The organism is Spirochaetota bacterium, from assembly GCA_025061835.1.
Taxonomy (GTDB): domain Bacteria; phylum Spirochaetota; class Brevinematia; order DTOW01; family DTOW01; genus SKYB106.
This window is the reverse complement of sequence record JANXAC010000013.1, coordinates 17265-41627: the sequence shown is the minus strand read 5'-3', so window position 1 is coordinate 41627 and position 24363 is coordinate 17265. Positions and strand designations below refer to the sequence as shown.

The window sequence follows — 24363 nt, the reverse complement described above, 5'->3', positions numbered from 1 at the left end:
CAGGATGGAGCGATGCGCTAAGCGTAGATGACCCTACTAATGATACTCAAGGTGGAGCAGGAGCAGACATTACCAATATGCTGATCACAAATGACGGTACTTTCTTATATGTCGCCGTTTTGTTCCGTGACTCATCCTGGTATCCAGGAATCTCAGACGATGGTCTTATAAACATACTATTCATCTCAACTAACGATATGACAGGAACGAATGTATTGAAAGATGTATACTCTTGGATTAACGCTAATCAGACTAATGAAGCTCCATTTGATTTCTTCCTGTTGTATAATAGTAAATCTTCAACTCCAGGTGAAGCTTGGGGTGTCTTAAACACATACGATAACAATCCTATTGAAAACTGGTCAAACACCCCAACAAACTGGCTGGCTCAACCAAAACCCGTTAGTAATGCTCAAGCGATAGAGTTTAGAATTAAACTATCTGCATTGGGATTGAATACTGGAGATAATATTAAAGTTGGCTTCAGTGTCGTAAATACAAACCACACAAGTAACTATGAATACGAGACCGTAGGAACAAATGATTATTCTATCATTCCTATGATACAATACCAGATTCAGTAAAAAATCAGGGGGCCTTGGCCCCCTTTTTCATTTACTACCTTATCTACTTGTGTTCTAATTTTTGATAATTAGAACTTCAATTAGTTCAACCATTTGTCCTTTCCTTAAACAGGAACTTTCCAACTCTAAAATGATAACGTGAGTCTTTGTGCTGTTTTAGAAAACTTTGATTATTTTCATCACCTAACTTAATCAAGAATACATAATCAACAATCTTGAACAATAAATTTTCGCCAAAATCTTTGGACAATCTGACGGTATTCTTAAAAACACCTCGTCACACTGCTTAGGAGTATTCTAGAAGACTCTAGTACATCCGTTTATACTATGTCTTCTACGGTCTGTGTTTAGTTATTGCTTAAGGTTAGTCTTTTAGTTTATAACGAACTCTGTTTCTGAGTCAAAGAGTATGAGTTTTTCTAGATCAACTACTACTTCTCTTCTCTCTCCTAGTTTGACATGGATGAATGGGTCAAATCTAGCGATAAACGGATGTTTTTCTGTAGCGAAATAGACATACTGTTCTGCTCCTAGTATCTCTGTTATTTCTACATTCGCGGATATCACATTCTCATTGACACTTCCAGTATATGTTCCTCTATCGTAGATAAATTCTGGTCTTATACCCATTATAACCTTTCTGCCAGTGTATTCTCCTATACTCTTAAACTTGCCTTTTGGTAGGAGTATTCTGAAGGAACCTTCATTAATGTAATAATTATCTCCAGACTGTTCTACTGTGACCTCCATGAAATTCATAGGTGGGCTACCGATGAAACCAGCAACGAATTTATTGACAGGTGATGAATAAACCTCTAGAGGAGTTCCAGCCTGTTGTATTTTACCATCCTTCATAACGACTATTCTTGTTCCTAATGTCATTGCTTCAACTTGGTCGTGAGTAACATAGATAGTAGTAACACCTAGTCTTGCGTGTAGTTTGCTTATCTCGGCTCTCATTTGAACTCTGAGTTTAGCGTCAAGGTTTGACAATGGCTCGTCAAAGAGGAAGACTTTTGGTTTTCTCACTATTGCTCTACCGAGAGCGACTCTCTGCCTCTGACCACCTGAAAGCTGTTTTGGTTTTCTGTCAAGGAGTGCTTGAAGTCCAAGTATTTCTGCTGCTTCCTTAACTCTTTTGTCAATCTCTTCTTGTGGAACTTTTCTCAATTTAAGCCCGAAAGCCATATTCTTATAGACTGTCATATGAGGATACAAGGCATAGTTCTGGAAAACCATCGCTATATCTCTGTCCTTTGGTGGTATGTTATTAACAAGAACATTATCAATCCATAGTTCTCCTTCGGATATGTCTTCAAGTCCTGCTACCATCCTCAAGGTTGTAGTCTTTCCACAACCTGATGGTCCAACGATAACTATAAACTCTCCATCATTTATCTCAAGGTTAAAATCATCAACTGCTCTAACACCATTCTCATAAATCTTTGAAACATGCTTTAGGATTACCTTGGCCATACAACTCCTCCTATTATTTAGGATTTATTATAAATAAGCGATATTAACTTGTAAAGAATATTTTTGATTTCCTTTCTATGTGCTACAATATCAACAAATCCGTGCTCTTTTACAAACTCTGCTCTTTGGAAGCCTTCGGGTAGTTTTTCTTTTATAGTCTGTTCAATCACTCTAGGGCCTGCGAAGCCTATCAGTGCCTTAGGTTCGGAAATTATCACATCTCCAAGCATAGCGAAGCTAGCGGTAACACCACCTGTCGTTGGGTCAGTGATAACCGATATATAAAAACCTCCTTTCTGTTTGTACTCTCTTATCGCGGCAGATGTCTTTGCCATCTGCATAAGGGATAGTATTCCTTCGTGCATCCTTGCTCCGCCTGATGCCGAGAATATCACAAGAGGTAGAGAGTGTTTGGTAGCATATTCTACAGCCCTTGTTATCTTCTCACCAACCACACTTCCCATACTCCCACCCATAAACTCAAAATCCATAACTGCAATCTCAATCGGAATACCATATATCTCGCATGTTCCAGTTATTACAGCCTCGTTGATGTTCTTCTCGCTTGCAATCTTTGAAATCTTATCTCTATAGGACTCTTTACCGTCATAAAAATCAAGTGGGTCAGATGAAACTATATTAGAAAACTGTTCTTTGAATGTGTCTTTGTCAGCAATTAGGTTGATTCTCTTTCTTGCATCAATCCTAAAGTGATAACCACAGTTTATACAGACATTAAGGTTCTCCTCAAAGTCTGATTTATACATCATTGTGCCACATTCTGGGCACTTTATCCAAAGATTCTTGTCGTCGTTCATACTTCTAGTAATTATCAATAACTGCTAACGTACTTTTCAATCAGATAGGACTCAAGTAACGAACTCTAATAGGGTAAGGTAGCAAGTTCTTAATTTAATCATAAAGTAAAGACGAATCTTACTCTGGTTGCTAATTACGACTCAATCAGCTGGAACAGTTACATTGTTCATTGTTGAAAATGGGAAACTAGATCGTATTTATAGTTGTACTACATATCATAAAGATAACACTGATATCAAAATGTAAGCCTATCTCAAACTGCTAGATTTTTCGTTCTGTTTACCATTGGAACTAAAACGAAAGGAACAAGAATGGATGCAATCCAAAGTCCATAGATATGAAGAAGAGATAAAACCAAACAAGCAAAAACTGTTATAGAAATATTAAAAACCTTTGATTTAGCGATAATTTTTGGTAGTTTTCTAGCATAATTGATGAGGATGAATGGTGAGAGGATACTTTTGGTGGATGATAGTATAGGTGTAGACCTGAAGAACATACCAAGATATGGTATCTTCATTAAGCCAACATCAGTTTGAGATACTTCTACAAAACTGTCAATAAATACCGAACTTTCATTATAAAACATCCTTGCGAATTCTTGAAATTTAGACCTTGGTATGCTATGGAAGATATGAAACTTTTCCAAGAAGAAACTCTTCTGTTCATCAGAAGAACTCAAGAACTCCTGAAAACCGATAGCGGGAAATCTTGAAGGATCAACATCTAACGTATTCAGAAACTTACTAATCTCGTTGAAGTTCAATTCGGTTAGCAAGAAAAACCTAAAATTTTCAAACTTTTCAATATCTCTAATATCAAAATCATATTTTCTGAATGTTATGACAACAGATGGATAGAAATCTGACATTCCAGTAGCGGATGTTTTCTTAATAACGACTATTCCTTCCTTGTCTTTTATTCCTAAAATACCACCAAACTGACTAGTGTAGTGAGAGAGGCTTATTATTCCGAATACTACTTCTTCCTGACTAACAGCATCTGGACTTTTCTTATTAACCGACATCCTAATAGTTGAAAGGGAGTTGAAAGAGTTGTTTAGATTGACATCTAGAATTTTATATTCTGAAATATAATCTTTACTTAAACCGATGGATGTAAGGTTGTTTAGAATTGAACTAAAAACAATCTTCATATCAACACTTTTCAATTTTGGGTATATCTGTCCGAACAACACAAAAATCTCAAGTATCTCCTCTGGTAATGCATGGGAGTGATAGATTAAGTCGTTTGCGTCAAGAAGCTTGTTAGTTGAGGGTAGGTAGTATATGGGATGGTAGATATCAAAAGAGAAGTTGTCAACAGCAATGACTGACCTATTTATATCTATAAGTTCGTCTATCTTGGTGATCGTTGGTAAGAAAATGCCGTTTTGTAATAGCTTTCTAGTCAGGTTGTATCTAGCATAGTGATTCACAATTTCTAGTCTCATCAAGGATAACAAGAAAAAGATGCTTGAAAAAAAGACAATTGTGGTTATAATGTCTTTGAGTATGTAGAATACAAGAAGGGATAACAGAGAAGATATTAGTAGATTGAATGAAAACGCTTTAATTTTAAACCTATAGTTAATTATGGAATAAGGTTTGTAGGGAGTTTGAGTTTTTTTGTTTATTACAATCCCTTTGCCGTTGCCTTTCAGGATAACGGAGTTTGCAAAGATGATATTTGATAGTTCGTATATCTTAAATTCTTTCTTTGGAAGGGTAGTTGCACTTTTACCAGAACTCTTATTCTCACCAAAAACTTTTGACTCATCAACTACCAGTGTGTTTGACTCTATAACTCTTAAATCAAAAGGAACTTTCTCTCCTTTTGATACAACTACAACATCACCAATAGAAACATCATCTTCTGGAACCAAAACAACCTTTCTATCGCGTAAAACCTTAACCCTGTTTGAATGTAAATTCTTAAGAAATATCTCAAAACTTATGATCCTATTTGATAGAGTGTAGTAGAAAACAATAAAAACTAAAGTAGAAGTTAAACCTAAGATAAATGCAGTCGTATTGAAGAGAATTAAACTTACAACTCCGAATAAGAAGATTAGAAACTCAGGTCCTAAAGAAGAAAAGATCTTCAAAATCTTATGTAAATCAAACCTAGAGGTGTTTCTTATTTCAAACTCTCGTTTCCTTTGTTCAATATAATCGTATAATTCAGGTATCTTGAGTTGCGATACTTGAAAGTAGTCTATGTTCATAGCAGTTTAGTTAGAATATTATTCGTATAGGACTATCAATTTACAAGTTCCATAATCCAGTTGTAATAAATTCCAATCTCCATTAGGAGAGTAGGGTAAGTGAGATTCCTGGACTTTTTGATTAGTTACTACCTTATGTCTCTAAATCTGTCAGTTCTAAAGTTTCACTTAGTACTGTCAAGCGGTTGTTTAGAAGGGTGTTTGTGTAGTTTCTATGAATCAGTGGATCAACAAGTTGGTTTATGTAAGTGTGATTATTTAGAATCGTATTAGAGGGAGATAGGATGTATGGAATACGAGCCAGTGATAGGTTTGGAAGTTCATGTTCAACTCAACACTAAATCAAAACTTTTCTGTTCTTGCTCTACAGAGTTTGGAGCAGAGCCTAATAAGAATACTTGTCCTGTGTGTATGGGGTATCCGGGCGTTTTACCTAGACTCAATTACGAAGCACTTAGAAAAGCGATAATGGTTGGACTTGCACTGAACTGTAAAATAGCAGAATACACTAAGTTTGATAGAAAAAGTTACTTCTACCCTGACTTACCTAAAGGCTACCAAATATCTCAGTATGATATCCCTCTTAATTATGAAGGATATCTTGACTTTGAACTACCGGATGGGACTGTGAAGAGAGTAAGAATTATAAGAGCACACCTTGAGGAAGATGCTGGAAAGTTAATACATTCGGAGAATGGAAATGAGAGTTATGTGGATCTGAACAGAGCTGGAACACCACTCGTTGAGATTGTTTCATATCCAGATATGTTTAGTATTGATGAGGCATATTACTATCTTCAAACACTTAGGAACACGATGAAATACATTGGCGTTAGCGATGTGAATATGGAAGAAGGTTCTTTGAGGGTAGATGCAAATGTATCTGTAAGGCCAAAGGGGTCAGATAAACTTGGAACTAAAGTTGAGATAAAAAATATGAACTCGTTTGGGTTTCTTAGAAAAGCGCTGGAGTATGAGATAAATAGACAAATCTCGGTTCTTGAGAAGGGGCAGAATGTTATACAGGAGACAAGGTTGTTTGACGCAGAAACAGGAAAGACATACACTATGAGGACCAAGGAATACGCAGAAGACTATAGATATTTCCCAGATCCTGATTTGCCACCAGTAGTCTTGAAAAGAGACATTATTGAAAGCATAAGGTCTATGCTACCAGAACTTCCATACCAGAGGTTTAGAAGGTTTATTGAACAATACTCTCTACCTAGATACGATGCTGAAATACTGACATCGGACAAAAACCTAGCAGATTACTTTGAAAGTGCCGTTAAAGGATACAGAGGAGAACCAAAGAAAGTTTCAAACTGGATAATGAGTGAAGTTATGAGGTATCTCAATGAGAACAGCATAGACATCAGTTTGTTTAGTGTTCCACCTGAATATATTTCTGAACTTCTAAATATGGTAGACGAAGGAAAGATAAGTATAAAAATCGCAAAAGATGTGTTCCCTGATATAGTGAGAAATCCAAAGCCACCGTCAAAGTTAATAGAAGAGCGAGGACTTGTGCAGGTTTCAGATACTTCGGAAATAGAAAAAGTTTGTATTGATGTTATAAAAGAAAATCCTTTGGAAGTTGAAAAATATAAGTCAGGTAAAACTAATGTCCTTGGCTTCCTAGTAGGACAGGTTATGAAAAAGACACAAGGCAAGGCAAATCCCAAACTCGTAAATGAAACGCTTACTAGACTCCTTAGCAACTAGAAGGAATTGCCATTTTTACAAAACTTTCCTTTGAAAACCGTGTAAGTTTTTGCAATAGGTTATGAGCATACGAATTTGGTATTGAAATCCTTAAATATGTTCCAAATGTTGTGAGTAATTAGTTATTACAGAGTTAGATATGAAAGTAGTTGTTGTAGGTGTTGGGCATGCTTTAGGTGGTGATGATTTCGTTGGTATAAGGGTTGTTGAGGAATTATCTTATGAGGTAAAAGAGAAAAATGTTGAATTTTTGACAACTATGGACCCTTCAAGGATAATCTATCTTCTTGAGGAGTATGATTTAATGATAGTTGTTGATGCAGTAATAGGTGAAAAAGCAGGTGAGGTTTATATTATACCATCAGGTGATTATCCAAAACATCTAAAACCAATATCGTCTCACGGGTTTGGTGTTGTGTTAGCTTTAGAGACAGCTAGAAGGTTAGGTATAAATGTTGATAATAAGGTTAGGATAGTTGGAATCACGATAAGTGAGATTGTTATGTATGAAGAAAAACTATCCCAAGACGTAGAAAAAGCAGTTCCAAAAGCCAAGGAAGTTGTGAAGAAGTTGATATATAGCTTCTAGGGGCGGACGACGGGACTCGAACCCGCAACCACTGGAGCCACAGTCCAGTGCTCTGACCACTTGAGCTACGTCCGCCATAACTTATAATAGTATTATAAACATTCCCTTACCATAAACTCTAGTTTTCTATCTAACTAATCTAAACTTAAGGAAACAGCAATTACGATTGCGGGTTGTGTAAAAATAGGGAGATACGACCTCTCCCTATAAGCAGAACTATAATACACTATTAAAGTGTTATTACGAGATCAACCTTTCCAGCGAGTTTTGAATACAAGTCAGGGAAGCATCCAACTTCAACTCCATCAACAGTATTCACAACATAGCACTCGGCGGGATTCTTTCTACCTTCTCCTGTTATAGGATCACACCACTTAGGCTCACCTTTTGCAAGTCCTCTCTCAAGAGCGCAAGCATCGCACATCATAAGTATTATTCCTTTTTCTTTCGCTATTTTTGATAACCTTTCACCTATAGGATTACCCTTCTGTAGAACCATAGTGTTGTCATCAAAGAAGAACATTGCTACAACCTGTGCTACATGAGTTCCTACTTCAAGCTGTGGTAAAACCATCTGTGCTATCTTGTAAGAAGCAGCTCTTGGTGATGAGACAAGATATGCCACTCTCATAGACTACCTCCAAGGAAAATTATGGTAGGAATACAACACCTACTTCTCCCCCTAGGTGTCTATGTAGGAAATCATAACCAATTCTAAACCTGAACCAATCCAGTTCTAGATCAAGTCCTAGTCCAGCTCCAAAGTGTACATCATCAAAGTGCGTATGTATATGAAGTTCTGCTAATACGCCCAAATGAATTCCGATTAGGCTTTCAAGTATTAATGCAGGTGATAGACCTACATCAAGCCATAGTTCGGGAGCAAAGCTGAACTTAGATTCCAATCCAGTAACGAAAAGATGGCTTACTATGTCTATTTCAGAGAAATAATTTAGCATACCAATAAACTTACCTTGAGTTAAGGGATTTGAATAATGATCACTGTGACGTGAGTGATGGTGGTGACTGCCGTTATGAATTTTAACCTTGCGTGGGAAAGTGTGCTTTGATGCTTCAGAACTATGATTATCGCCATTGTGGCTATAGTGTGGTTCAAGTGAATAACCTAATCCGAGTCCGAATATGTTATACATTACGGGACCTATCCCTCCAACATCAAATCTTGGCATAAACCAGAACTCTTTCCATTTGACTACATCGTCTTCTATTTTGATAGTTGTCAGATTTACGAGCAAATCAAGGTTGTGAAACAACCCGACTCCTCCTAGAAAGTTAAATTCATATTCAACGGGTGCGAAGCCTATCATATATCCAATGTCAAACGAGAAACCTTCAGTGATGTCTCTCGCGATGCCATGTCCCTCAGCAATTGCTACCAGACACAGTAGCACTATAGTTGAAAATATTATCCTTCTCATATCCCTATCCTCCCCATATGGATATTTTGAATAAAAATTTATCAAAATTTTGTGAATCTGTCAACTTTTATTAAGATAGCATTCAAAAAATTTGCCGTATGTCTTATGCAGGAAGAGGAGTAAGTTTGTGGTATGTTGTAATTATGTCTCTCAAAGGTAGAGTATGAAGCTCTTCTTGTTAGAAGGTATCAAACGAATATTAAGCAAAATAGAAAGGATAATCGGTGTGAGAACAGAGGCAGAAGAAAGAGGCAGGAGGATACTCTAATTGTCCTGATAGATGTTCTTATATCACTCTTTACACTATCTTTCACTTAATCAAACCAAGATATTAAAAATTTCTTGGATTTTCTGTGGTTTTTTTGATTAAAATTTGACTGTTATGAATGTATTTATAACAGGTGCTACGGGTTTTGTAGGTAGAAATGTTCTTGAAAAAATACTCCAGAAAAATGTTAATGTAAAGGTTTTGATAAGAGATTATCGTAAGTTAGAAAAGATATTCAAGAGTTTTCCTAATAAATCTTACCTTAAGAATGTAGAGATAATAAACGGTGATATAACTCTTCCCGAAAGTTATTCACATTACCTCAAAGATGTTGATGTGGTTCTCAATCTTGTCGGCATAATAAGAGAGTTTCCAAAGAGAGGTATAACATTCTGGAAGTATCATTACGAGGCAACTAAGAATTTGGTAGATAATTCATTAAAATATGGTGTAAAAAGGTTCATACAGATGAGTGCTTTAGGTGCTTCTGGGACAACAAAATCACAATATTACCTTACTAAATACAAAGCAGAAAAGTATGTTATAGAATCGTTTGAGAATTGGATAGTTTTAAGACCTTCAATAATAATAGGTCCTGACGGAGAATTCACAAGACTTATTTACTCAATGGTTAGAATTGGTATAGTTCCAATAATAGGAGATGGCAGTTATGTTATAAGACCTATATCAATCACAACTTTGTCAAATTTCATATCATATTTGATTACCGAACCTTCTATTAACAAAAAGGAATTCAATTTAGTAGGACCTAAAGAATACACTTACAAAGAGTTTATAGACACATTTGCATCCGCCATAGGAAAGAGGAATTACACAAAGGTTCATCTACCTGTCCCATTAGTCAGATTCTTTGCAAGTATCTTCGGTAGGTTTAGGTTTTTCCCTATAACTAGCGAAAACTTGGATATGCTCTTAAAGGGTAATACATTCTACTTTGATGTTCTTGAGAAAATGCCAATAAAGAACATCCCCATAGAGGAAGAGATTAAAAAGTTGAGGTATGAAAGATGAGTAGTTATCTTGAAAGGGTAATAGTAGCCGTTGATGTTGTAGATTACGCAGAATTTGAGAAAGTTTTTTCTAGGACTAGGGAACTTTTCTCATGGTATAAGATACATTCAATATTTCTTTCGGAACATAGTAGGGTTTGTGATGAGTTGAAGGAAAATGGAAAGAAGATATTTCTTGACCTTAAGTTTTTTGACATTCCTGCTACGGTGGAGAAACACATAAGGGTAGTGTCAAGATTTTCAGATATGATAACTATTCACTTACTCTCGGGTAGAGATACAATTAGGGTTGCCGCTGAAGTCTCCAAAGAGTGTAACACAATACCAGTTGGTGTTTCAGTGCTAACGAGTTTCACTGATGATACTATCAGAGAAATTGGTATATGTAATAGTATTGTTGATGAAGTTTTGAGACTAGTTGAGTTAGGTATTGGATGTGGTATCACACATTTTGTTTGCTCTCCGATGGAGGTTAAGATTTTAAAGAATAGGTTTGATGGCATAACGGTAATTACACCGGGGGTGAGGATAAGTTCAAATGTTGACGACCAAAAACGGATAACGACCCCTAGAGAAGCATTCGCCAGTGGTGCTGACTACATAGTTATGGGTAGAGACTTAATAAGATTGACTAAAGTTGATGATATATTATCCTACATTTGATTTCTAATCATCTTTGTCTTCTTCTAGCCTTTTATGTTCAATTAATTCAGTTAGTTTCTGAATAACTTCCTCTTCATCTACACCATTAGCAATTACTTCAATTGTATCACCTGGTAGGATATTAAGAACGATGATACCAAGAGTGCTTCGTGCATCAACAACATTATCATCTTTTTTTATCTCAACTCTTGACTTAAAATCTTTCACTGTTTCATAAATTCTAACTGCTGGTCTGAGATGGACACCATATTTACCTGTTATAGTAAATTTTTTTCTTATCATTGTTTTACCTTCTTCTCTTTATTCTTTCATTCATTATAGCAGTTTCTATCAAGAACGAAATATTTCTACCAGGACTTACAGGTATCGTTTTCTTTGGTAATTTTATTTCTAAAATCTCATAGATTTCAACATTATTACCTATTCTGTCTATAACCATTGAATTATCCCAATCAACTAGTTCTATTACGATGTCTATTTCTTTCTTAGGGATAGTAAAACCTGTTCCGAACATTTGTTCAACATTTATGATACCTATACCTCTCACTTCAATAAGGTTTGAAAGATTCTGGTTGTATGGGAATGCAACTGCTCTGTATCCTTCAGGATAGCGTATTTTCTTTATAAGCACAACATCATCGGCAACAAACCTATGTCTCCTACTTAGTAATTCTAGCCCAACCTCACTTTTTCCAATACCACTCCTACCGATAATCAAAACTCCATATCCGAAGATGTCAAACATCCCCCCATTAACAACAACCCTAGGAGCTAACTCGTTGTTTAGGATGAGTTCAACTGAAAAGGTAAGTTGATAGGTATCAATATTACTAGTTATCATTGGAATACCTTTGGAATCTGCAAGGTCAAGAAAGTCTTCTGGCAACTCCTTACCGTCAGATATAATACAGCAAGGTATGTCAAAAGATAGAAACTTCTCAAAGTTTTTTATACCTTCAGTATTCCTATCAAGATAGACTTTGTGTATATAGGATTGCTCACCTCTTCCTATTATTTGAACCCTGTCGTATGCAAAATTATCAAAAAAACCAACTAATGACAGACCGGGTCTGTTTGTAACAACAGAGGTTATTTCTTTTACCTTAGCGTTTTCTTTGCCCCCTATTATTTCTAAGTTCAGGTTATACTCTCTAAGGGCGATCTCTACAAAATCCTCTACAGTCATTGTCTCTTCTTTCTTGCCTCTCTCATTCTGGTTGTTTTCTTCTTCTTTCTCTCCTTTATTATTAGGTCATGAGCCATGTTTATTGTGTCAGTGATTGCTATCTTCCAATCGGTATGCTCATATTTTGCGAAAACCTTCGTATGGTCAACGAATACATCCATTTCACACAGTACTGAAGTAGTCGGAGTTGTGGAGATGAAGAAGTGTATTTTGGTGACCTTATCCTCTGCAAAAGATATTTTTGATAATTTATTGTTTATGTGTTCCCTAACATCGTCGGTTATCACAAACCCTTTGCCCTCTATCAGGACCTCCATATCCATTACCTCCTAAAATTATATCCTAAATGTAAAAAAGTTGTTTTTCAATAAAAAACGAGGAATTTAGGTTATTTTGAAAAGTTTTAAGAGGTATGTATATAATCTTTGAGTAATAGGTAGAATACATGGCTAGGGTTGTTCCTACAAAGTTGAACCTAATAAACGCAAGAGAATTCTTGAAGCTTGCAAGAGATGGAAGAAACCTACTTGACGAAAAAAAAGAGATCCTAATAACTAACATACTTTCAGTCATTAAGGAACTTAAGAAGGTAAGAGCGGAGTTTGACCAACTTACTAGGGAAATCTACAATGAATTCATATACATAAAGTCCATACTCGGTGATGAGTTTATCTATAACGAACTTAAATGTGCTAACATACGAGAGGTTGAGTTTGATATAATATACAAGAATGTGATAGGTGTTATCGTTCCAGTTGTCAAGTCAATGAATGTTAAGATGAATACTTCTGTGAATAACTCGGTGTTCTTCTCTTCATACAGGTTAGAATCACTAAAAGGTAAGTTTGAAATATTCTTGAAAAAAATGATAGAGGTTTCGGAAAAGGAGACAGTGCTGTGGAATTTAATAAAGGATCTAAAGAAAACCCAGCGAAGGGTTAATGCACTTGATAATGTTATAATACCAGAGATATTAGAGGATATTAAGTTCATTGTTGACTCTCTTGAAGACAGGGATAGAGAGGTAATATTCCAACTCCAGAGGATAAAAGGTAGAAAGACAAGAGAGGAATTGGTAGATGAAGAGTATTAGGATACTTGCTCTTGGAGATGTTGTTGGAACTAGGGCTGTTGAGATACTTTCAAAGTATATTCTTACACTCAGGGAAACACTACATCCTGATATCATCATTGTCAATGGAGAGAATTCAAGTGATAGAGGTATAGGAATAACCGAAAAGGAATACAAACTTCTCATATCTTCTGGAGTTGATGTTATAACTACTGGTAATCATATATGGAACAAAAAAGATGTTTATAAGTTCATAAACGAGTCAGATAGATTATTGAGGCCAATAAATTATCATCCTTCATTACCAGGAAGAGGTACTACTATTGTAAGTGTAAATAACTTAAAAGTTGCTGTTGTGAATGTGATCGGCAGTGTTATTATGGATGCACCATTTGTCTCACCATTCTATTCTGTTGAAAACGAAGTAAGTAAATTAAGAGAAGAAACCAACTTGATTGTAGTAGATTTTCACGCAGAAGCTACTGCTGAAAAGGTTTTGATGGGATGGTTTTTGGACGGTAAAGTTTCTCTCGTCTTTGGAACTCATACACATATTCAAACTGCTGATGAGAAAATACTACCAAATGGCACAGGATACATAACAGATATTGGTATGTGTGGCTTTCAAAAATCAGTAATAGGCAGCAAGATTGATGAGTCTATGAAAAGGATAGTTTTAGGTGTTCCTGAAAGACTTGACCCATCAACAGAGGGAGAATTCCAGATAAATGGTGTTATAGCAGATGTAGATGTGACAAGTGGTAAAACATTTAGCATAAGAAGGTTGAACCTTTCACTTCCAACTAGTTAGGGCAGTAACGGTGATGAATTATTTATTGTCAAACTAACTCTCCTTCAACACCTTCTCAACAAAATCCCTACCGCCCAAAACCATCCCTACCTCATTAGAGTATACCGACTCCGTCAAAAACCAAATAACCATTGCTTCCCTCTTGCTAATCCCCACTATTACAACAACCTTAATGTGTCCCTTGACATTCCTAATCTTTCTTCCCTAAACACCATTCTCATCAATAACTATCCCTCTAACACCAGCCTTCTTCAAAAAACTCATATCCACCTCCAGCATCTTCTCATTAATTACATTCCTCAACTCTCCTAACCTCTTCAAACGGTTAGTGTATGTTTGAGATGTGTATGTCTACCCCTAGTTTTCTCTTCACAACCCTCTTGCTTGCCTATATGAAAGCCTCCCCAGGGTCATAAGAACATCCATCATGACAATCATAGTATCCTTGTGTTTCTTCCTTATGCATCTGTCTTTGTAATAGGCTTTGCAAATTATTCTTTCTATCTTGCTGTGTATTTGCTCAATACCTTCCAACAAGAAGAACACCATACCCTATCTCCGAGAGACATGATTTCAATATACTTTCACAAACCCATTCTTCTTCCTACCCTATCTCTAAAGACATACAGCAATTTTTCGAACACCCTCATTGAATCTTGAAATGTATTGAAGGTCTTATTATAATATTCCTGTGAATATAAAATGGATAACTTTAGTATGGATTTTTACAACAATAATTCTACTTGGATGTTTTACCCCTACCAAGAAGGTAATTATCTTTAGTTCTTTCAAGGAAGAAAAAACAAACTATACTTACGAAAGGAATAAATATTCCTATGGCGTTTTGATGTCTTCTTACAACACTATGAGATTTCTTAAAGGTTATAGTATATCAGAACCTATAGCCCCTAACTTCAATTATAATAGCTACACTGAAATGGTTAATAACAACAAAAATGCTGACCTATACCTAACAAGTACATATTCTATAAACAAAGGCTTACTATCATACACAATCAATATACATAATAATCAAGGGAATATAATCTGGTCTTACAAACTTGAGAAAGTTTTAGATAACGATAATATTGAAGAAACATTGTTTGAAGTGGCAGATACCATATCATTGAAATACTCTAGCATCCTTATGAACAAAGAAGTAGGTTTCAGTAAGATATCAATTGAGATAACTGGAACAAACGAAAGACTAGTTGATATTCATCTCAACGATCAGATGGTTTATAGTAAAGTAGGAAATGGATTCAGAGGTAGCATTCCAGTAATAAGTGGAATGGACTATAATATAAAGATATCCGACAGTGATACCAAGGAAAGTTTAGCAAGCGGATTAGTTAGTATAGAAAGAGAAAACACTAAATCATTAGTTATACACAACTCAAAGGAAGTAAAAATACTAGGAGCCGATGAACTTATCGGTAGGAGATTATTCTTTGAGGTTGGCAGTGGAAGTCTTGGTATGATATCTATAGGGATATTATACAAATTTTCAAGAGAAGTTATTGGTGAATTTGCAGTAGGTACAAGTATCCTACCGATAGATGATACGATTCTTACAAAATTCTCTACTGAAGTAGGTGGTAGATACAACTTTTGGAGTGCAGATATATTCTCACTTTCAGGTTTATCAAAAATCTATTTAAGTTATTATAACAATCAAATATCTAGGTCTCTCGGTTTAGCAATAGGTGTAGGAGGAGAGATTGGGTTCGCTAAACTTGATATAGGGTTAAGCACATCGTTTATAGGATTTCAAAATGTTCAAATAGGTCCTTACTGGAAATTGTCTATATACTTCTAAATTAGGTTAATTCTCAACATTACGCTATCCAAACTCCGGTTTCAAAAATTTGAAATCATTTTACACCAATGTTTAGAATTAGTCGGAGTTTTGGAGAAAGTTATGCCTAGGTCGGTAAAGAAAGGTCCGTTTATTGATAAGCACTTATACGAAAAGGTATTGGAAATGTCTGAAAGAAAAGAGAAGACACCAATAAAAACTTGGTCCAGAAGATCTACTATAATACCCGAAATGGTAGGATTAACAATATCAGTGTATAACGGCAAAACATTCATACCCGTATACATAACAGATCAGATGATAGGGCACAAGCTTGGTGAATTTGCTCCGACAAGGATATTCAGAGCACACGGTGGTAAAAAAGCAGAAGTAACACCACAGAAGTAAGGAGGGGCTATGGAAGCAGTTTGTAGAGCAAAGTATCTGAAAATATCTCAAAAAAAGATGGTAAGGTTTGTTAATGTAGTAAAAGGAAGAAGACTGGATGTTGTATTATCCTATCTAGACATCCTACCGCACAAAGGAGCAAAACTCCTTTCAAAGGCTTTGAAATCCGCTTATGCGAACTTGAAACACAAAGGTTCTAAATCGGAAATGAAGGATGTTTATGTGAAAGACATTAAGGTAAATCAGTCAATCTCACTAAAAAGAGTTATACCGAGATCAAGAGGTAGTGCAGACATAATAAGAAGAAGGTTTTCTAGTGTATATGTTCTTGTATCAGATGAAATTCAGAAAAAGGAGGCATAGTATATGGGTCAGAAAGTTCATCCATTCGGATTGAGAGTAGGAATATCTGAAAAATGGATTTCAAACTGGATTGCTTCAAGCAGAGAAGAACAAGTTAATAATGTAGTTGAAGACAACAATATAAGAAAATTCATAACATCAAGGTATAGACTATCAGGTATCTCAAAGATTGAAATATCTAGGTTTGCTTCTAGGATTGATGTAATTATTTACACTTCACAACCTGGCGTGATAATAGGTAGAAAAGGAACGGAAATTAAGCTACTTGAGGAAGAGATAAGAAATAATGTCCTAAAAAGTTCAGATAAAGAACTTAATGTATCAGTTATTGAGATAAAGAGACCTGACACGGACGCACAGATAGTTGCAGAAAACATAGCAAAACAGATTGAGATGAGGATACCTTACAAGCGAGCGATGAGAAGAGCATTACAGAAAGCAGTTGATTTAGGAGTAAAAGGTATAAGAATAAGATGCTCTGGGAGATTGGGTGGTGTTGATGTTGCTAGATCAGAAGAGCTTAAGTTTGGAACTATTCCATTAAGTACATTAACAGCAAAGGTAAAATACGGCTTTGCTGAAGCAAACAGCACCGTAGGAATAGTCGGTGTAAAAGTCTGGATATATGAATAGGAGGTAGGTTATGCCTTTGTTAAGTCCCGCTAACCCAAAATGGAGAAAGCCACACACCGCAAAGTTAAACGGAGTTGCTACTGATACACATCTTGCTTTCGGAGAGTACGGTGTGATTGCACTTGAGCCTACATTCATAACAGATAAGCAGATAGAAACAGTCCGCGTCCTTTTGTCAAGACAGATGCCAAAAGGTGGTAAATTCTGGTTGAGGGTTTTCCCCGACAGGTCTCGCACGAAAAGACCTCTTGAGACAAGAATGGGTAAAGGTAAGTCAGATATTGATCACTGGGAAGCAGCAGTAGTAAGAGGTAAGGTGATATTTGAATGGTCTGGTGTAGATGAAGAGTTTTCAAAAAAGATTGCAAAAAAAATCTCCGCAAAAATAGGTATCAATGTTAAATTAATCAAAAGAAGCGAAATACTCTAGGAGGATAACAATGTCCTTTACAAAAAAGACAAAACAACTTTACCAAAATATGAAAATAGACGAACTCAAAAAAGAGCTTGAGAAATTTACATCAGAGTATACATCAATGATCATAAGCAAATCAACCAAACAACCTGATAACCCGATGAAAATTAGAAGAACTAGAAGATTAATAGCATTGATAAAAACCCTCATAAGAGAGAAAGAACTTGGTATAAGGAAGTAATGATAGAGGTTGTAAACCTGTCAAAACACTTCTTCGTTGACAAAAAGAAGAAGGTCATTTTTGAAAATGTCTCCTTTGAGATAAGAGAAGGTGATTTCATATCTCTGACAGGTGAGTCTGGCTGTGGTAAAACAACACTTCTTAAGATCATAGCAGGAGTTGAACCACCATCTTCAGGATATATAGTTTATGATGGAGTTGTGCCTAGAGTCTTTAAGGATCTATTCATCTCAAACTATCGCGGCAAAAACATTGGTTTTGTATTCCAAACATTTGAGCTCGTTGAACAGGTTTCTGTCCTTGACAACATCCTTCTTCCTATATACATATCAGGTGAGTCTAAAAGTAAGTATGTTGATAAAGCGAAAGAAATCTTAAGATATGTAGGAATGGAAGAGTATATAAACAGTGATGTTAGGATCTTGTCTGGTGGTCAAAAACAGAGAATTTCTCTAGCAAGAGCACTAATAAGGTCTCCTAAATACATATTCGCAGACGAACCTACTGCTAACCTTGATGAAAAGAACTCACTTGAGATAATATCACTGCTAGAGAAGATAAATCAGGAGCAGAATGTTGGAGTGGTTTTTATAACACACCGTCAGGATGTGATGGAATACTCAAACAAAATAATATCAATTATAAACTCAAAGATTACAATTACAGAACATAAAAGAGTAGAACAAGAAACATACCAAAGAAAAAGACGACAAAAGTCTAAAGAACATAACTAGCAGACTTTTTCACCCTATTCATAATTGAATATGCTATCCCACTATTACCGAGGTTTTCAACAAATAGGAATTCAACACCTTCTCTGTCAAAAAACCTATAGTATAGAAAGAGATTTCTAGCGCACTCAAGTAAATCGTTCCCGCACCATTCCACCTTAAGAATATCCTTAAAACCCAAATTTATAAGATAAAGTTCCAAGTCATTTATAAAATCAAACTTTCCTAAAATTCCTATTCTACCATTTCCAACAACCTTAAAGAATTCATCCAACTTACTCTTATCATTCAAAAGAACTACTTTTGACTTTGGAGAGTAGTGTTTATACTTCTGTCCCGGAGAGATTGGTCTTTCAGATGAAAAGTTCTCAGAATACTCAACAAAAACTGGTTTTGAAAACTTATTTTCACTGACAAAACCCTCAAGGTCTTCCTTCGTAATGAAACCAGGTCTTAGTATAAGTATCTTAAACCTATCACTCTCTTCCTTAACCAATACAACTGTTGACTCAATTCCTATATGAGTCCTACCGCCATCTATTATATATGGTATTTTCCCTCTGAACTCTTCAATAACGGAAACTGGATCGGTAGCACTTGGCTTACCCGACAGGTTAGCACTCGGAGCTGAAACTGGAACACACGCAAGTTCTAAAAGTTTTTGAGCGATAATGTTGTAAGGTATCCTTATTCCAACGGTATCGAGTCCAGCGGTTACAACTGAAGACACAACACCACAACTCTTAAGAACAACAGTTATAGGTCCTGGCATAAACTTGCTAATTATACCTTCTTCAACTTCGTTTGATATAATAGCATATTTTCTTATAACATCTTTTGAGTGTAGATGAACTATTAGAGGATTATCTTGTGGTCTTCCCTTGACTTCAAATATCTTTCTGACAGAATTATCTAGAAGTGAATTTGCGCCGATACCATATACCGTTTCAGTTGGAAAAGCGACTAATTCACCATTCCTCAAAGCAGTGGCAGGTTCTATTAAAACCTCGTAATCTGTCTCAATACTTTCAGGAGATACCCTTATTATCTTAGTCTTCATAACACTAGTAATCACTCTCTCTTACTCTTAACGAAGAGGTAAAAACAAGAATATCTTCCTTTATCAACTCAGGTTCTACGAATGACTTTATGTGTATCCACAGATCAAAACTCTTAAGTTGATGCTTCTTATTTCTTAGAATTTCAGTGATAATTCTTTTCACTCTATTCCTAACTACCGATTTCTTACTGAACTTTTTAGAGACGGATACAGCAACTCTTAAAACATCCATGTCATTATAACACACCCTTACAAAACCAAACTTAAATTCTATCTTTCTACCCCTCTCTACCAACTTCCTAAAGTCTCTCAAATTCCTTATCTTGTGTATTTTAGACGGAAATGATAAACTATTTTCTTCTTGAACCAAGTTCTTCATATAACCTTACAACAGGAATATCCAGATAACCTAAAACCAGGAGCGAGTGAAAAACTAAGTCAGCAAGTTCGTGTATAATTTCCTTTTCATCACCATTTTTTGATGCTATCACAAACTCTCCTGCTTCCTCTGAAACTTTCTTAAGAATCCTATCAATCCCTTCCTTCATCTTTTTAGCAACATAGGAACCCTCTGGCATAGTTTTCTTTCTTTCCAGTATGACTTGATAAACTTCGTCTATCACACTAGAAGAGAAAACGGAATTGTCATCACCTCTGTAGAAGCAAGAATAATTACCTGTATGACAGGTAGGGCCTTTAGGATAAACTTTAACAAGCAAAGTGTCGTTATCACAGTCAATAGTAATACTCTCTACCTCGTGGTAATTACCTGAAGTCTCACCCTTGTTCCATAACTTCCCTCTTGACCTACTCCAGAACCAAGTTTTACCAGTCTCAATGGTTTTTTCAAGGGCATCTCTATTCATATACCCAAGCATCAAAACTTCACCACTAGATACATCCTGAATTATAGCAGGCACAAGCCCTTTATCATCAAATCTAATCTCTTCAATAGAAAAACTAACCTTAACCATAACCTAGCATATTAAACTAGAGAGTTTATCAATATCAATATCAGGAACTTCAAAGTCAGACTCTGCAAATTCCCTAACTTTATCAATACCCTTTTCAGTTATTGAAAACATCATTTTTCTCTTGTCGTTGAGACCTACTTCCCTAACAATGTATTTATTCTTTTCAAGGGAGTCAATTATCTTTGACATCCTAGATTCCGATATCCCCATCTCCCTTGAAAGTTCGCCAGCAGATAATTTTGTTACGTTCAGAAGACACAAAACCATTATCTCATTAGCAGTTATACCAAACCTTTTCTTTATACTCCTCTCAAGCCTATAAACCAAAGAGAATATTCTCCTAAGCCTACATATATTTTCCATCCAGACCTCCAAGAGTTCAAAATTTTACATAGTAAAAAATTATTAACAATAACTTTTGATAATATCAAGATTTTTTCTGATGGTTTTCAAAAAATGTATATTCTGCAACAGAACATATCATCCTCCCATACCTTTCACAAACTCTGTCAACTTAACACTCCCCCATATTCTCACCTATATCCTCTCCTATTCAACACCCCCTCATCAAAAAACCTACCACCCAGAACCATCTTCAAGAGTATCCCCATCAAACATCCAACAACTCTTGCCTTACCTCTCTACTATGCCCCACTATCACAACAACCTTAATGTCTATTGACTTCCCTAATCCCAATTCCCCCAACACCAGTTCCATCAACATCTATTCCCCTCACACCAGCCTCCCTCAAAAAACTCATCCCTATCTCAAGTATCTTCTCATTAATCACATCCATCAACTCTCCCAATCTCTTCAAACGGTAGTGTATGTTTGAGGTGTGGATGTCTATCACCAATCTTCTCTTCACAACCTCTCTTGCTTAAAAATTGTTATCAAAATTTTCAATAGTTTAAAATTTCTTAATGCATGGAGTAAGAGATGGTAAAATATTACCAGATAATGAATGGTATAGCAAGGGTTTCTAATGATCAGCAATCTCCAGTTATCGTTTTCGTTGAACCAAGTGACGATGAGTTAGAAACACTCAAGCAACTAGGTATAAGCGAACATGATATAACATCATCGTTTGACATTGAGGAGATAGCTCGTATTGAAATATACGACGATGGTGGTGTATTTATTGTTTGGAAGATACCAAAGAATTACTCTTATGGAGGGCAGTTAGTTTTCAATGTCTCGTCGGTTGGTATATTCTTTGACAATAATAAAATTGTATTCATCTTGCCAGACGAAATGGGAATATTTGAGTCAAAGTACTTTAGAAACATAAATAGCATACAAGATATTCTTCTGGCATTTCTTCAAACTACTATAAACCATTTCTACGGACATCTTAGAGGTATAAAAATTGTTTCATCAGAGATAGAAACAAAAATTAATACATCTCTTGATAACAAATACCTTCTTCAAATGTTCAGTTTGAGTGAAAGTCTTGTGTATTATCTTAACGCATTAAACTCAAATCTTGGTGTTCTGATAAAGATCAAAGAGTATAGGGATAAGATAGGTTTCAGTAAGCAATCCTTTGAAAAGCTTAAAGACCTCATAATAGATAATAGACAGTGTTACAAGCAGGCAAGGATACTGTCTATGGTTTTAGCTGAAGTAATGGATGCAAGAGCAAGCATAGTGAATAATAATATGAATATCCTTATAAAAAACCTTACTATCATAAATGTAGTTATGCTACCACTCAATCTGATAGCGAGTATAGGTGGTATGTCCGAATATACGATGATGACAGAAAGTCTAGGTATTTCCTGGCCTATCGCTTACCTTTCTTTTCTCGTTTTCACTTTCATTCTTGGAATAGGTATAGTCTTCATCCTCAACGCATACATAAATAGGTTTATGTATAGAAGATCCAAAAGATAATATGTTTTTATATATCGTCAAAAGAATTCTACTCATAATCCCAACCTTTATAGGAATAACTATAGTAATATTCCTAGTCGTTCATCTCGCTCCTGGAGATCCGATAAAAGGAATGATTGGCGAGTTAAGCAATAAACTCTCCCCAGAAGCTTATGAAAACTTCAAGCGCTCCTACGGTCTTGACAAACCTATACTTGAGAGATACCTAATATGGTTTAGAAACTTTATATTGTTTGACTTTGGTAATTCTTTTCAATACGGAAAGAAAGTTTCAGAACTCATACTTGAAAGATTACCTGTAACGATAACGATAAACATTCTATCCCAACTCATAATACTCATATTTGGTATAACGATAGGTGTCCTAGCTGGAATACACAGAGGTAAGTTGTTTGACAAAACATCTAGTGTTGTCCTATTTGGATTATACTCTCTCTTTGAGCCATGGGTTGCACTAATGTTGCTTCTTATACTTGCAATCTGGCTTGGTATCTTTCCAATCGGTGGTTTTACATCTATAAACTTTGACGAGATGAATTTCTTTGAAAAACTTATGGATGTAGCATACCACGTTACTCTACCAGTCATAGTTCTATCTTACGCTGGAATAGCATTCGTAGCAAAAGTAGTAAGAACATCAATAATTGAAGTATCAAATCAGGAGTATGTTAAGTTCGCTAGGTCTCTAGGTATCTTGGAAAGAAAAGTTAGATTTCACTATATCTTAAGAAATAGCCTGATACCAGTGATAACGATATTCAGTACTGTCTTACCAGCACTAATAGCAGGAAGTATAATAATTGAAAAGATATTCTCTCTTCCCGGGATAGGACAACTCTTTTACAACGCGGTGTTTTCAAGAGATTATCCGATAGTGATGGGATTAAGTGCGATATCAGCATTACTCACTCTAGTAAGCCTACTGATAGCTGATATTCTCTATGTGATCGCTGACCCAAGAATAAAATTTTCAAGTCAGCATTAGAATTTATCTCTCCTCGTAATAGCTTATTATTGACGCGATCTTCTCAACGTCAGGTGTGAAAATAGAAATTTTGTCCTTATTCTTAAGATAAACAACTAACTCTCTAATGTTTTTGGAAATGTCCTTAAATCTTAAAGTTATCAATAGGATAGGTATTGATAGAATATCTTCAAGTATTGATATAAAAGGTCTCTTTGACAGAAAGTGTTTGAATGATGGTGATTTTTCGTCTTTCTCAAGAACGCTAGTTGGGACGTCAAAGTCAGCAATTTTATCAATAAGAAAATCTTTCGTTGAGATGATTATACATCCACCACTCCATACTCTTATTCCAAACTCAATCAAGGACAAATTCGTTGGAAGTTCCTTCAGATAACCTCCTATGGATGTGAATAAGTTTCTGTTGTAGATACCAAGAAAGTTATTTGGTGTCAAGCTTGCGGGATTTTTAGCATTATCCAAGACAACCCAATCAAGTTTATTACCACTTATTCCGATCTTAACGGTCTCCGTTATCCTCTTAGCTTGATATATTACCGTCGGTGTGATACATAGAAGAGTTGGTTCGGCACTGAAGATGTCTCTTATGCTCTTTGTGTTTAGAAGTGAAGGTCTGTAATTAACCGTCATAACCAAAACAAGCTGGGAACTTGCAAGCGAAATAGCAGTGCTAACAGCTTCTGATATGGTTATATCCTCATCAGGTATAATAATCCTCGCTTTATCAAGAATATCTCCAACATCAGTTATATCAGTCTTTGAAGTATCAACATACATAATCTCAATGTTTGATATACTTCCGAAGAAAGAGACTATATCATCAACACGGTTTTTAAAGGCGTATAGGCTCTTCTTTCCTATATAGGCGACTGTCAGTGAGTATTTCTTCTGAGACTTTTTGTCAACTCTGTTTGTTATATCAACAAAGTTTGGCATACCTTTTTCAACAATTTTCGGATATTCTTTTA

31 protein-coding genes and 1 tRNA gene are annotated in these 24363 nt (G+C 35.7%); 16 read left to right on the top strand and 16 right to left on the bottom strand.

Annotated elements, in window-relative coordinates; translation table 11 throughout:
- A partial coding sequence (locus tag NZ579_05935; protein MCS7299477.1) for a hypothetical protein occupies nucleotides 1-584 on the top strand: 584 nt, incomplete at its 5' end.
- Between the two features lie 372 nt (nucleotides 585-956).
- Here NZ579_05935 and ugpC read toward each other — a convergent pair.
- The 3 genes from ugpC to NZ579_05920 form a co-directional block, all read right to left on the bottom strand.
- On the bottom strand, nucleotides 957-2060 hold the full coding sequence (gene ugpC, locus NZ579_05930; protein MCS7299476.1) for a sn-glycerol-3-phosphate ABC transporter ATP-binding protein UgpC: 1104 nt from the start codon (nucleotides 2058-2060) through the stop codon (nucleotides 957-959).
- A 17-nt stretch (nucleotides 2061-2077) separates the two neighbouring features.
- Nucleotides 2078-2896, bottom strand: a complete 819-nt coding sequence (accD, locus tag NZ579_05925; GenBank protein ID MCS7299475.1) for an acetyl-CoA carboxylase, carboxyltransferase subunit beta — start codon at nucleotides 2894-2896, stop codon at nucleotides 2078-2080.
- 236 nt (nucleotides 2897-3132) lie between these two features.
- Nucleotides 3133-5106, bottom strand: a complete 1974-nt coding sequence (locus NZ579_05920) for a hypothetical protein (GenBank protein ID MCS7299474.1) — start codon at nucleotides 5104-5106, stop codon at nucleotides 3133-3135.
- 288 nt (nucleotides 5107-5394) lie between these two features.
- On the opposite strand from NZ579_05920, the gene gatB reads away from it, so the two are divergent.
- Both gatB and NZ579_05910 read left to right on the top strand, forming a co-directional pair.
- A complete protein-coding gene (gene gatB, locus NZ579_05915) occupies nucleotides 5395-6831 on the top strand; it encodes an Asp-tRNA(Asn)/Glu-tRNA(Gln) amidotransferase subunit GatB (GenBank protein MCS7299473.1) in 1437 nt (478 codons plus the stop codon).
- A 139-nt stretch (nucleotides 6832-6970) separates the two neighbouring features.
- Nucleotides 6971-7420, top strand: coding sequence for a hydrogenase maturation protease (locus NZ579_05910; GenBank protein MCS7299472.1), 450 nt, complete (start codon nucleotides 6971-6973; stop codon nucleotides 7418-7420).
- 1 nt (nucleotide 7421) lies between these two features.
- On the opposite strand, the gene NZ579_05905 is transcribed toward NZ579_05910, so the two are convergent.
- The 3 genes from NZ579_05905 to NZ579_05895 all read right to left on the bottom strand — a co-directional run bounded on the left by NZ579_05905 (nucleotide 7422) and on the right by NZ579_05895 (nucleotide 8859).
- Nucleotides 7422-7495 (bottom strand) — tRNA-His (locus NZ579_05905).
- Between the two features lie 154 nt (nucleotides 7496-7649).
- The gene (locus tag NZ579_05900; protein MCS7299471.1) at nucleotides 7650-8051 is read right to left on the bottom strand and encodes a SaoD/DsrE family protein; all 402 of its coding nucleotides are present in this window, start codon (nucleotides 8049-8051) and stop codon (nucleotides 7650-7652) included.
- Nucleotides 8052-8070: 19 nt separating this feature from the next.
- Nucleotides 8071-8859, bottom strand: a complete 789-nt coding sequence (locus tag NZ579_05895) for a hypothetical protein (GenBank protein MCS7299470.1) — start codon at nucleotides 8857-8859, stop codon at nucleotides 8071-8073.
- Nucleotides 8860-9241: 382 nt separating this feature from the next.
- On the opposite strand from NZ579_05895, the gene NZ579_05890 reads away from it, so the two are divergent.
- Both NZ579_05890 and pyrF read left to right on the top strand, forming a co-directional pair.
- Entirely contained in the window at nucleotides 9242-10159 is a 918-nt protein-coding gene (locus tag NZ579_05890) for an NAD(P)H-binding protein (GenBank protein MCS7299469.1), read from the top strand.
- Entirely contained in the window at nucleotides 10156-10821 is a 666-nt protein-coding gene (pyrF, locus tag NZ579_05885; GenBank protein ID MCS7299468.1) for an orotidine-5'-phosphate decarboxylase, read from the top strand. The genes NZ579_05890 and pyrF overlap by 4 nt, the downstream gene beginning before the upstream one ends.
- A 3-nt stretch (nucleotides 10822-10824) precedes the next feature.
- Here pyrF and NZ579_05880 read toward each other — a convergent pair whose 3' ends face one another.
- The 3 genes from NZ579_05880 to NZ579_05870 are packed head-to-tail and all read right to left on the bottom strand — an operon-like array spanning nucleotide 10825 to nucleotide 12324.
- Nucleotides 10825-11103, bottom strand: a complete 279-nt coding sequence (locus tag NZ579_05880; protein ID MCS7299467.1) for an HPr family phosphocarrier protein — start codon at nucleotides 11101-11103, stop codon at nucleotides 10825-10827.
- A 4-nt stretch (nucleotides 11104-11107) separates the two neighbouring features.
- Nucleotides 11108-12007 carry an HPr(Ser) kinase/phosphatase gene (gene hprK, locus NZ579_05875; protein ID MCS7299466.1) on the bottom strand — a complete coding sequence of 300 codons (900 nt, stop codon included), beginning with the start codon at nucleotides 12005-12007 and terminating at the stop codon, nucleotides 11108-11110.
- A complete protein-coding gene (locus tag NZ579_05870) occupies nucleotides 12004-12324 on the bottom strand; it encodes an HPF/RaiA family ribosome-associated protein (GenBank protein MCS7299465.1) in 321 nt (106 codons plus the stop codon). Before NZ579_05870 ends, hprK begins: the two co-directional genes overlap by 4 nt.
- 128 nt (nucleotides 12325-12452) lie before the next feature.
- On the opposite strand from NZ579_05870, the gene NZ579_05865 reads away from it, so the two are divergent.
- Both NZ579_05865 and NZ579_05860 read left to right on the top strand, forming a co-directional pair.
- The gene (locus NZ579_05865) at nucleotides 12453-13100 is read left to right on the top strand and encodes a V-type ATP synthase subunit D (protein MCS7299464.1); all 648 of its coding nucleotides are present in this window, start codon (nucleotides 12453-12455) and stop codon (nucleotides 13098-13100) included.
- Nucleotides 13087-13890 carry a TIGR00282 family metallophosphoesterase gene (locus tag NZ579_05860; protein MCS7299463.1) on the top strand — a complete coding sequence of 268 codons (804 nt, stop codon included), beginning with the start codon at nucleotides 13087-13089 and terminating at the stop codon, nucleotides 13888-13890. Before NZ579_05865 ends, NZ579_05860 begins: the two co-directional genes overlap by 14 nt.
- A 369-nt stretch (nucleotides 13891-14259) precedes the next feature.
- Here the strand turns inward: NZ579_05860 and NZ579_05855 are convergent, their stop codons facing one another.
- Nucleotides 14260-14439: a hypothetical protein gene (locus NZ579_05855; GenBank protein ID MCS7299462.1), complete on the bottom strand. Its 180-nt coding sequence runs from the start codon at nucleotides 14437-14439 to the stop codon at nucleotides 14260-14262.
- Between the two features lie 142 nt (nucleotides 14440-14581).
- Between NZ579_05855 and NZ579_05850 the strand changes: the two genes are divergently transcribed.
- The 7 genes from NZ579_05850 to NZ579_05820 all read left to right on the top strand — a co-directional run bounded on the left by NZ579_05850 (nucleotide 14582) and on the right by NZ579_05820 (nucleotide 18482).
- Complete coding sequence (locus NZ579_05850) at nucleotides 14582-15709, top strand: hypothetical protein (protein MCS7299461.1); 1128 nt, start codon at nucleotides 14582-14584, stop codon at nucleotides 15707-15709.
- 102 nt (nucleotides 15710-15811) lie between these two features.
- A complete protein-coding gene (gene rpsS / locus NZ579_05845) occupies nucleotides 15812-16096 on the top strand; it encodes a 30S ribosomal protein S19 (GenBank protein MCS7299460.1) in 285 nt (94 codons plus the stop codon).
- A gap of 9 nt (nucleotides 16097-16105) precedes the next feature.
- Entirely contained in the window at nucleotides 16106-16459 is a 354-nt protein-coding gene (locus NZ579_05840; GenBank protein ID MCS7299459.1) for a 50S ribosomal protein L22, read from the top strand.
- 3 nt (nucleotides 16460-16462) lie between these two features.
- On the top strand, nucleotides 16463-17092 hold the full coding sequence (gene rpsC, locus NZ579_05835; GenBank protein MCS7299458.1) for a 30S ribosomal protein S3: 630 nt from the start codon (nucleotides 16463-16465) through the stop codon (nucleotides 17090-17092).
- Between the two features lie 10 nt (nucleotides 17093-17102).
- The gene (gene rplP, locus NZ579_05830; protein ID MCS7299457.1) at nucleotides 17103-17522 is read left to right on the top strand and encodes a 50S ribosomal protein L16; all 420 of its coding nucleotides are present in this window, start codon (nucleotides 17103-17105) and stop codon (nucleotides 17520-17522) included.
- Between the two features lie 10 nt (nucleotides 17523-17532).
- Complete coding sequence (rpmC, locus tag NZ579_05825) at nucleotides 17533-17748, top strand: 50S ribosomal protein L29 (protein ID MCS7299456.1); 216 nt, start codon at nucleotides 17533-17535, stop codon at nucleotides 17746-17748.
- The gene (locus NZ579_05820) at nucleotides 17748-18482 is read left to right on the top strand and encodes an ABC transporter ATP-binding protein (GenBank protein ID MCS7299455.1); all 735 of its coding nucleotides are present in this window, start codon (nucleotides 17748-17750) and stop codon (nucleotides 18480-18482) included. Before rpmC ends, NZ579_05820 begins: the two co-directional genes overlap by 1 nt.
- Here the strand turns inward: NZ579_05820 and NZ579_05815 are convergent.
- The 5 genes from NZ579_05815 to NZ579_05795 all read right to left on the bottom strand — a co-directional run bounded on the left by NZ579_05815 (nucleotide 18466) and on the right by NZ579_05795 (nucleotide 21382).
- Entirely contained in the window at nucleotides 18466-19539 is a 1074-nt protein-coding gene (locus tag NZ579_05815; protein MCS7299454.1) for an L-threonylcarbamoyladenylate synthase, read from the bottom strand. The two genes, NZ579_05820 and NZ579_05815, sit on opposite strands and share 17 nt — an antisense overlap.
- A gap of 4 nt (nucleotides 19540-19543) precedes the next feature.
- Entirely contained in the window at nucleotides 19544-19918 is a 375-nt protein-coding gene (gene rnpA, locus NZ579_05810; protein ID MCS7299453.1) for a ribonuclease P protein component, read from the bottom strand.
- Complete coding sequence (gene hisIE, locus NZ579_05805) at nucleotides 19890-20513, bottom strand: bifunctional phosphoribosyl-AMP cyclohydrolase/phosphoribosyl-ATP diphosphatase HisIE (protein ID MCS7299452.1); 624 nt, start codon at nucleotides 20511-20513, stop codon at nucleotides 19890-19892. Before hisIE ends, rnpA begins: the two co-directional genes overlap by 29 nt.
- Before the next feature lie 3 nt (nucleotides 20514-20516).
- The gene (locus NZ579_05800; protein MCS7299451.1) at nucleotides 20517-20876 is read right to left on the bottom strand and encodes a MarR family transcriptional regulator; all 360 of its coding nucleotides are present in this window, start codon (nucleotides 20874-20876) and stop codon (nucleotides 20517-20519) included.
- 305 nt (nucleotides 20877-21181) lie between these two features.
- Nucleotides 21182-21382 carry a hypothetical protein gene (locus NZ579_05795; protein ID MCS7299450.1) on the bottom strand — a complete coding sequence of 67 codons (201 nt, stop codon included), beginning with the start codon at nucleotides 21380-21382 and terminating at the stop codon, nucleotides 21182-21184.
- 71 nt (nucleotides 21383-21453) lie between these two features.
- Between NZ579_05795 and NZ579_05790 the strand changes: the two genes are divergently transcribed.
- Nucleotides 21454-22410 (top strand): magnesium transporter CorA family protein, encoded by a 957-nt coding sequence (locus NZ579_05790; GenBank protein MCS7299449.1) that lies wholly within the window; start codon nucleotides 21454-21456, stop codon nucleotides 22408-22410.
- Nucleotide 22411: 1 nt separating this feature from the next.
- Entirely contained in the window at nucleotides 22412-23395 is a 984-nt protein-coding gene (locus NZ579_05785) for an ABC transporter permease (protein ID MCS7299448.1), read from the top strand.
- Nucleotides 23396-23398: 3 nt separating this feature from the next.
- Here the strand turns inward: NZ579_05785 and NZ579_05780 are convergent, their stop codons facing one another.
- Nucleotides 23399-24331 carry a hypothetical protein gene (locus tag NZ579_05780; GenBank protein MCS7299447.1) on the bottom strand — a complete coding sequence of 311 codons (933 nt, stop codon included), beginning with the start codon at nucleotides 24329-24331 and terminating at the stop codon, nucleotides 23399-23401.
- Nucleotides 24332-24363: the final 32 nt, after the last annotated feature.

Excerpts from the sequence above, each read along its gene's own strand:
- NZ579_05800 (MCS7299451.1), bottom strand. The coding sequence starts at position 20,876 with ATGGAAAATATATGTAGGCTTAGGAGAATATTCTCTTTGGTTTATAGG.
- rpsS (MCS7299460.1), top strand. The coding sequence starts at position 15,812 with ATGCCTAGGTCGGTAAAGAAAGGTCCGTTTATTGATAAGCACTTATAC.
- NZ579_05785 (MCS7299448.1), top strand. The coding sequence starts at position 22,412 with ATGTTTTTATATATCGTCAAAAGAATTCTACTCATAATCCCAACCTTT.
- NZ579_05790 (MCS7299449.1), top strand. The coding sequence starts at position 21,454 with ATGGTAAAATATTACCAGATAATGAATGGTATAGCAAGGGTTTCTAAT.
- NZ579_05895 (MCS7299470.1), bottom strand. The coding sequence starts at position 8,859 with ATGAGAAGGATAATATTTTCAACTATAGTGCTACTGTGTCTGGTAGCA.
- NZ579_05920 (MCS7299474.1), bottom strand. The coding sequence starts at position 5,106 with ATGAACATAGACTACTTTCAAGTATCGCAACTCAAGATACCTGAATTA.
- rpmC (MCS7299456.1), top strand. The coding sequence starts at position 17,533 with ATGTCCTTTACAAAAAAGACAAAACAACTTTACCAAAATATGAAAATA.
- NZ579_05870 (MCS7299465.1), bottom strand. The coding sequence starts at position 12,324 with ATGGAGGTCCTGATAGAGGGCAAAGGGTTTGTGATAACCGACGATGTT.
- NZ579_05890 (MCS7299469.1), top strand. The coding sequence starts at position 9,242 with ATGAATGTATTTATAACAGGTGCTACGGGTTTTGTAGGTAGAAATGTT.
- NZ579_05855 (MCS7299462.1), bottom strand. The coding sequence starts at position 14,439 with ATGGTGTTCTTCTTGTTGGAAGGTATTGAGCAAATACACAGCAAGATA.
- NZ579_05900 (MCS7299471.1), bottom strand. The coding sequence starts at position 8,051 with ATGAGAGTGGCATATCTTGTCTCATCACCAAGAGCTGCTTCTTACAAG.
- rplP (MCS7299457.1), top strand. The coding sequence starts at position 17,103 with ATGCCTTTGTTAAGTCCCGCTAACCCAAAATGGAGAAAGCCACACACC.
- NZ579_05910 (MCS7299472.1), top strand. The coding sequence starts at position 6,971 with ATGAAAGTAGTTGTTGTAGGTGTTGGGCATGCTTTAGGTGGTGATGAT.
- rnpA (MCS7299453.1), bottom strand. The coding sequence starts at position 19,918 with ATGAAGAACTTGGTTCAAGAAGAAAATAGTTTATCATTTCCGTCTAAA.
- gatB (MCS7299473.1), top strand. The coding sequence starts at position 5,395 with ATGGAATACGAGCCAGTGATAGGTTTGGAAGTTCATGTTCAACTCAAC.
- NZ579_05820 (MCS7299455.1), top strand. The coding sequence starts at position 17,748 with ATGATAGAGGTTGTAAACCTGTCAAAACACTTCTTCGTTGACAAAAAG.
- ugpC (MCS7299476.1), bottom strand. The coding sequence starts at position 2,060 with ATGGCCAAGGTAATCCTAAAGCATGTTTCAAAGATTTATGAGAATGGT.
- NZ579_05815 (MCS7299454.1), bottom strand. The coding sequence starts at position 19,539 with ATGAAGACTAAGATAATAAGGGTATCTCCTGAAAGTATTGAGACAGAT.
- NZ579_05865 (MCS7299464.1), top strand. The coding sequence starts at position 12,453 with ATGGCTAGGGTTGTTCCTACAAAGTTGAACCTAATAAACGCAAGAGAA.
- pyrF (MCS7299468.1), top strand. The coding sequence starts at position 10,156 with ATGAGTAGTTATCTTGAAAGGGTAATAGTAGCCGTTGATGTTGTAGAT.
- NZ579_05880 (MCS7299467.1), bottom strand. The coding sequence starts at position 11,103 with ATGATAAGAAAAAAATTTACTATAACAGGTAAATATGGTGTCCATCTC.
- NZ579_05780 (MCS7299447.1), bottom strand. The coding sequence starts at position 24,331 with ATGCCAAACTTTGTTGATATAACAAACAGAGTTGACAAAAAGTCTCAG.
- hprK (MCS7299466.1), bottom strand. The coding sequence starts at position 12,007 with ATGACTGTAGAGGATTTTGTAGAGATCGCCCTTAGAGAGTATAACCTG.
- rpsC (MCS7299458.1), top strand. The coding sequence starts at position 16,463 with ATGGGTCAGAAAGTTCATCCATTCGGATTGAGAGTAGGAATATCTGAA.
- NZ579_05860 (MCS7299463.1), top strand. The coding sequence starts at position 13,087 with ATGAAGAGTATTAGGATACTTGCTCTTGGAGATGTTGTTGGAACTAGG.
- NZ579_05840 (MCS7299459.1), top strand. The coding sequence starts at position 16,106 with ATGGAAGCAGTTTGTAGAGCAAAGTATCTGAAAATATCTCAAAAAAAG.
- hisIE (MCS7299452.1), bottom strand. The coding sequence starts at position 20,513 with ATGGTTAAGGTTAGTTTTTCTATTGAAGAGATTAGATTTGATGATAAA.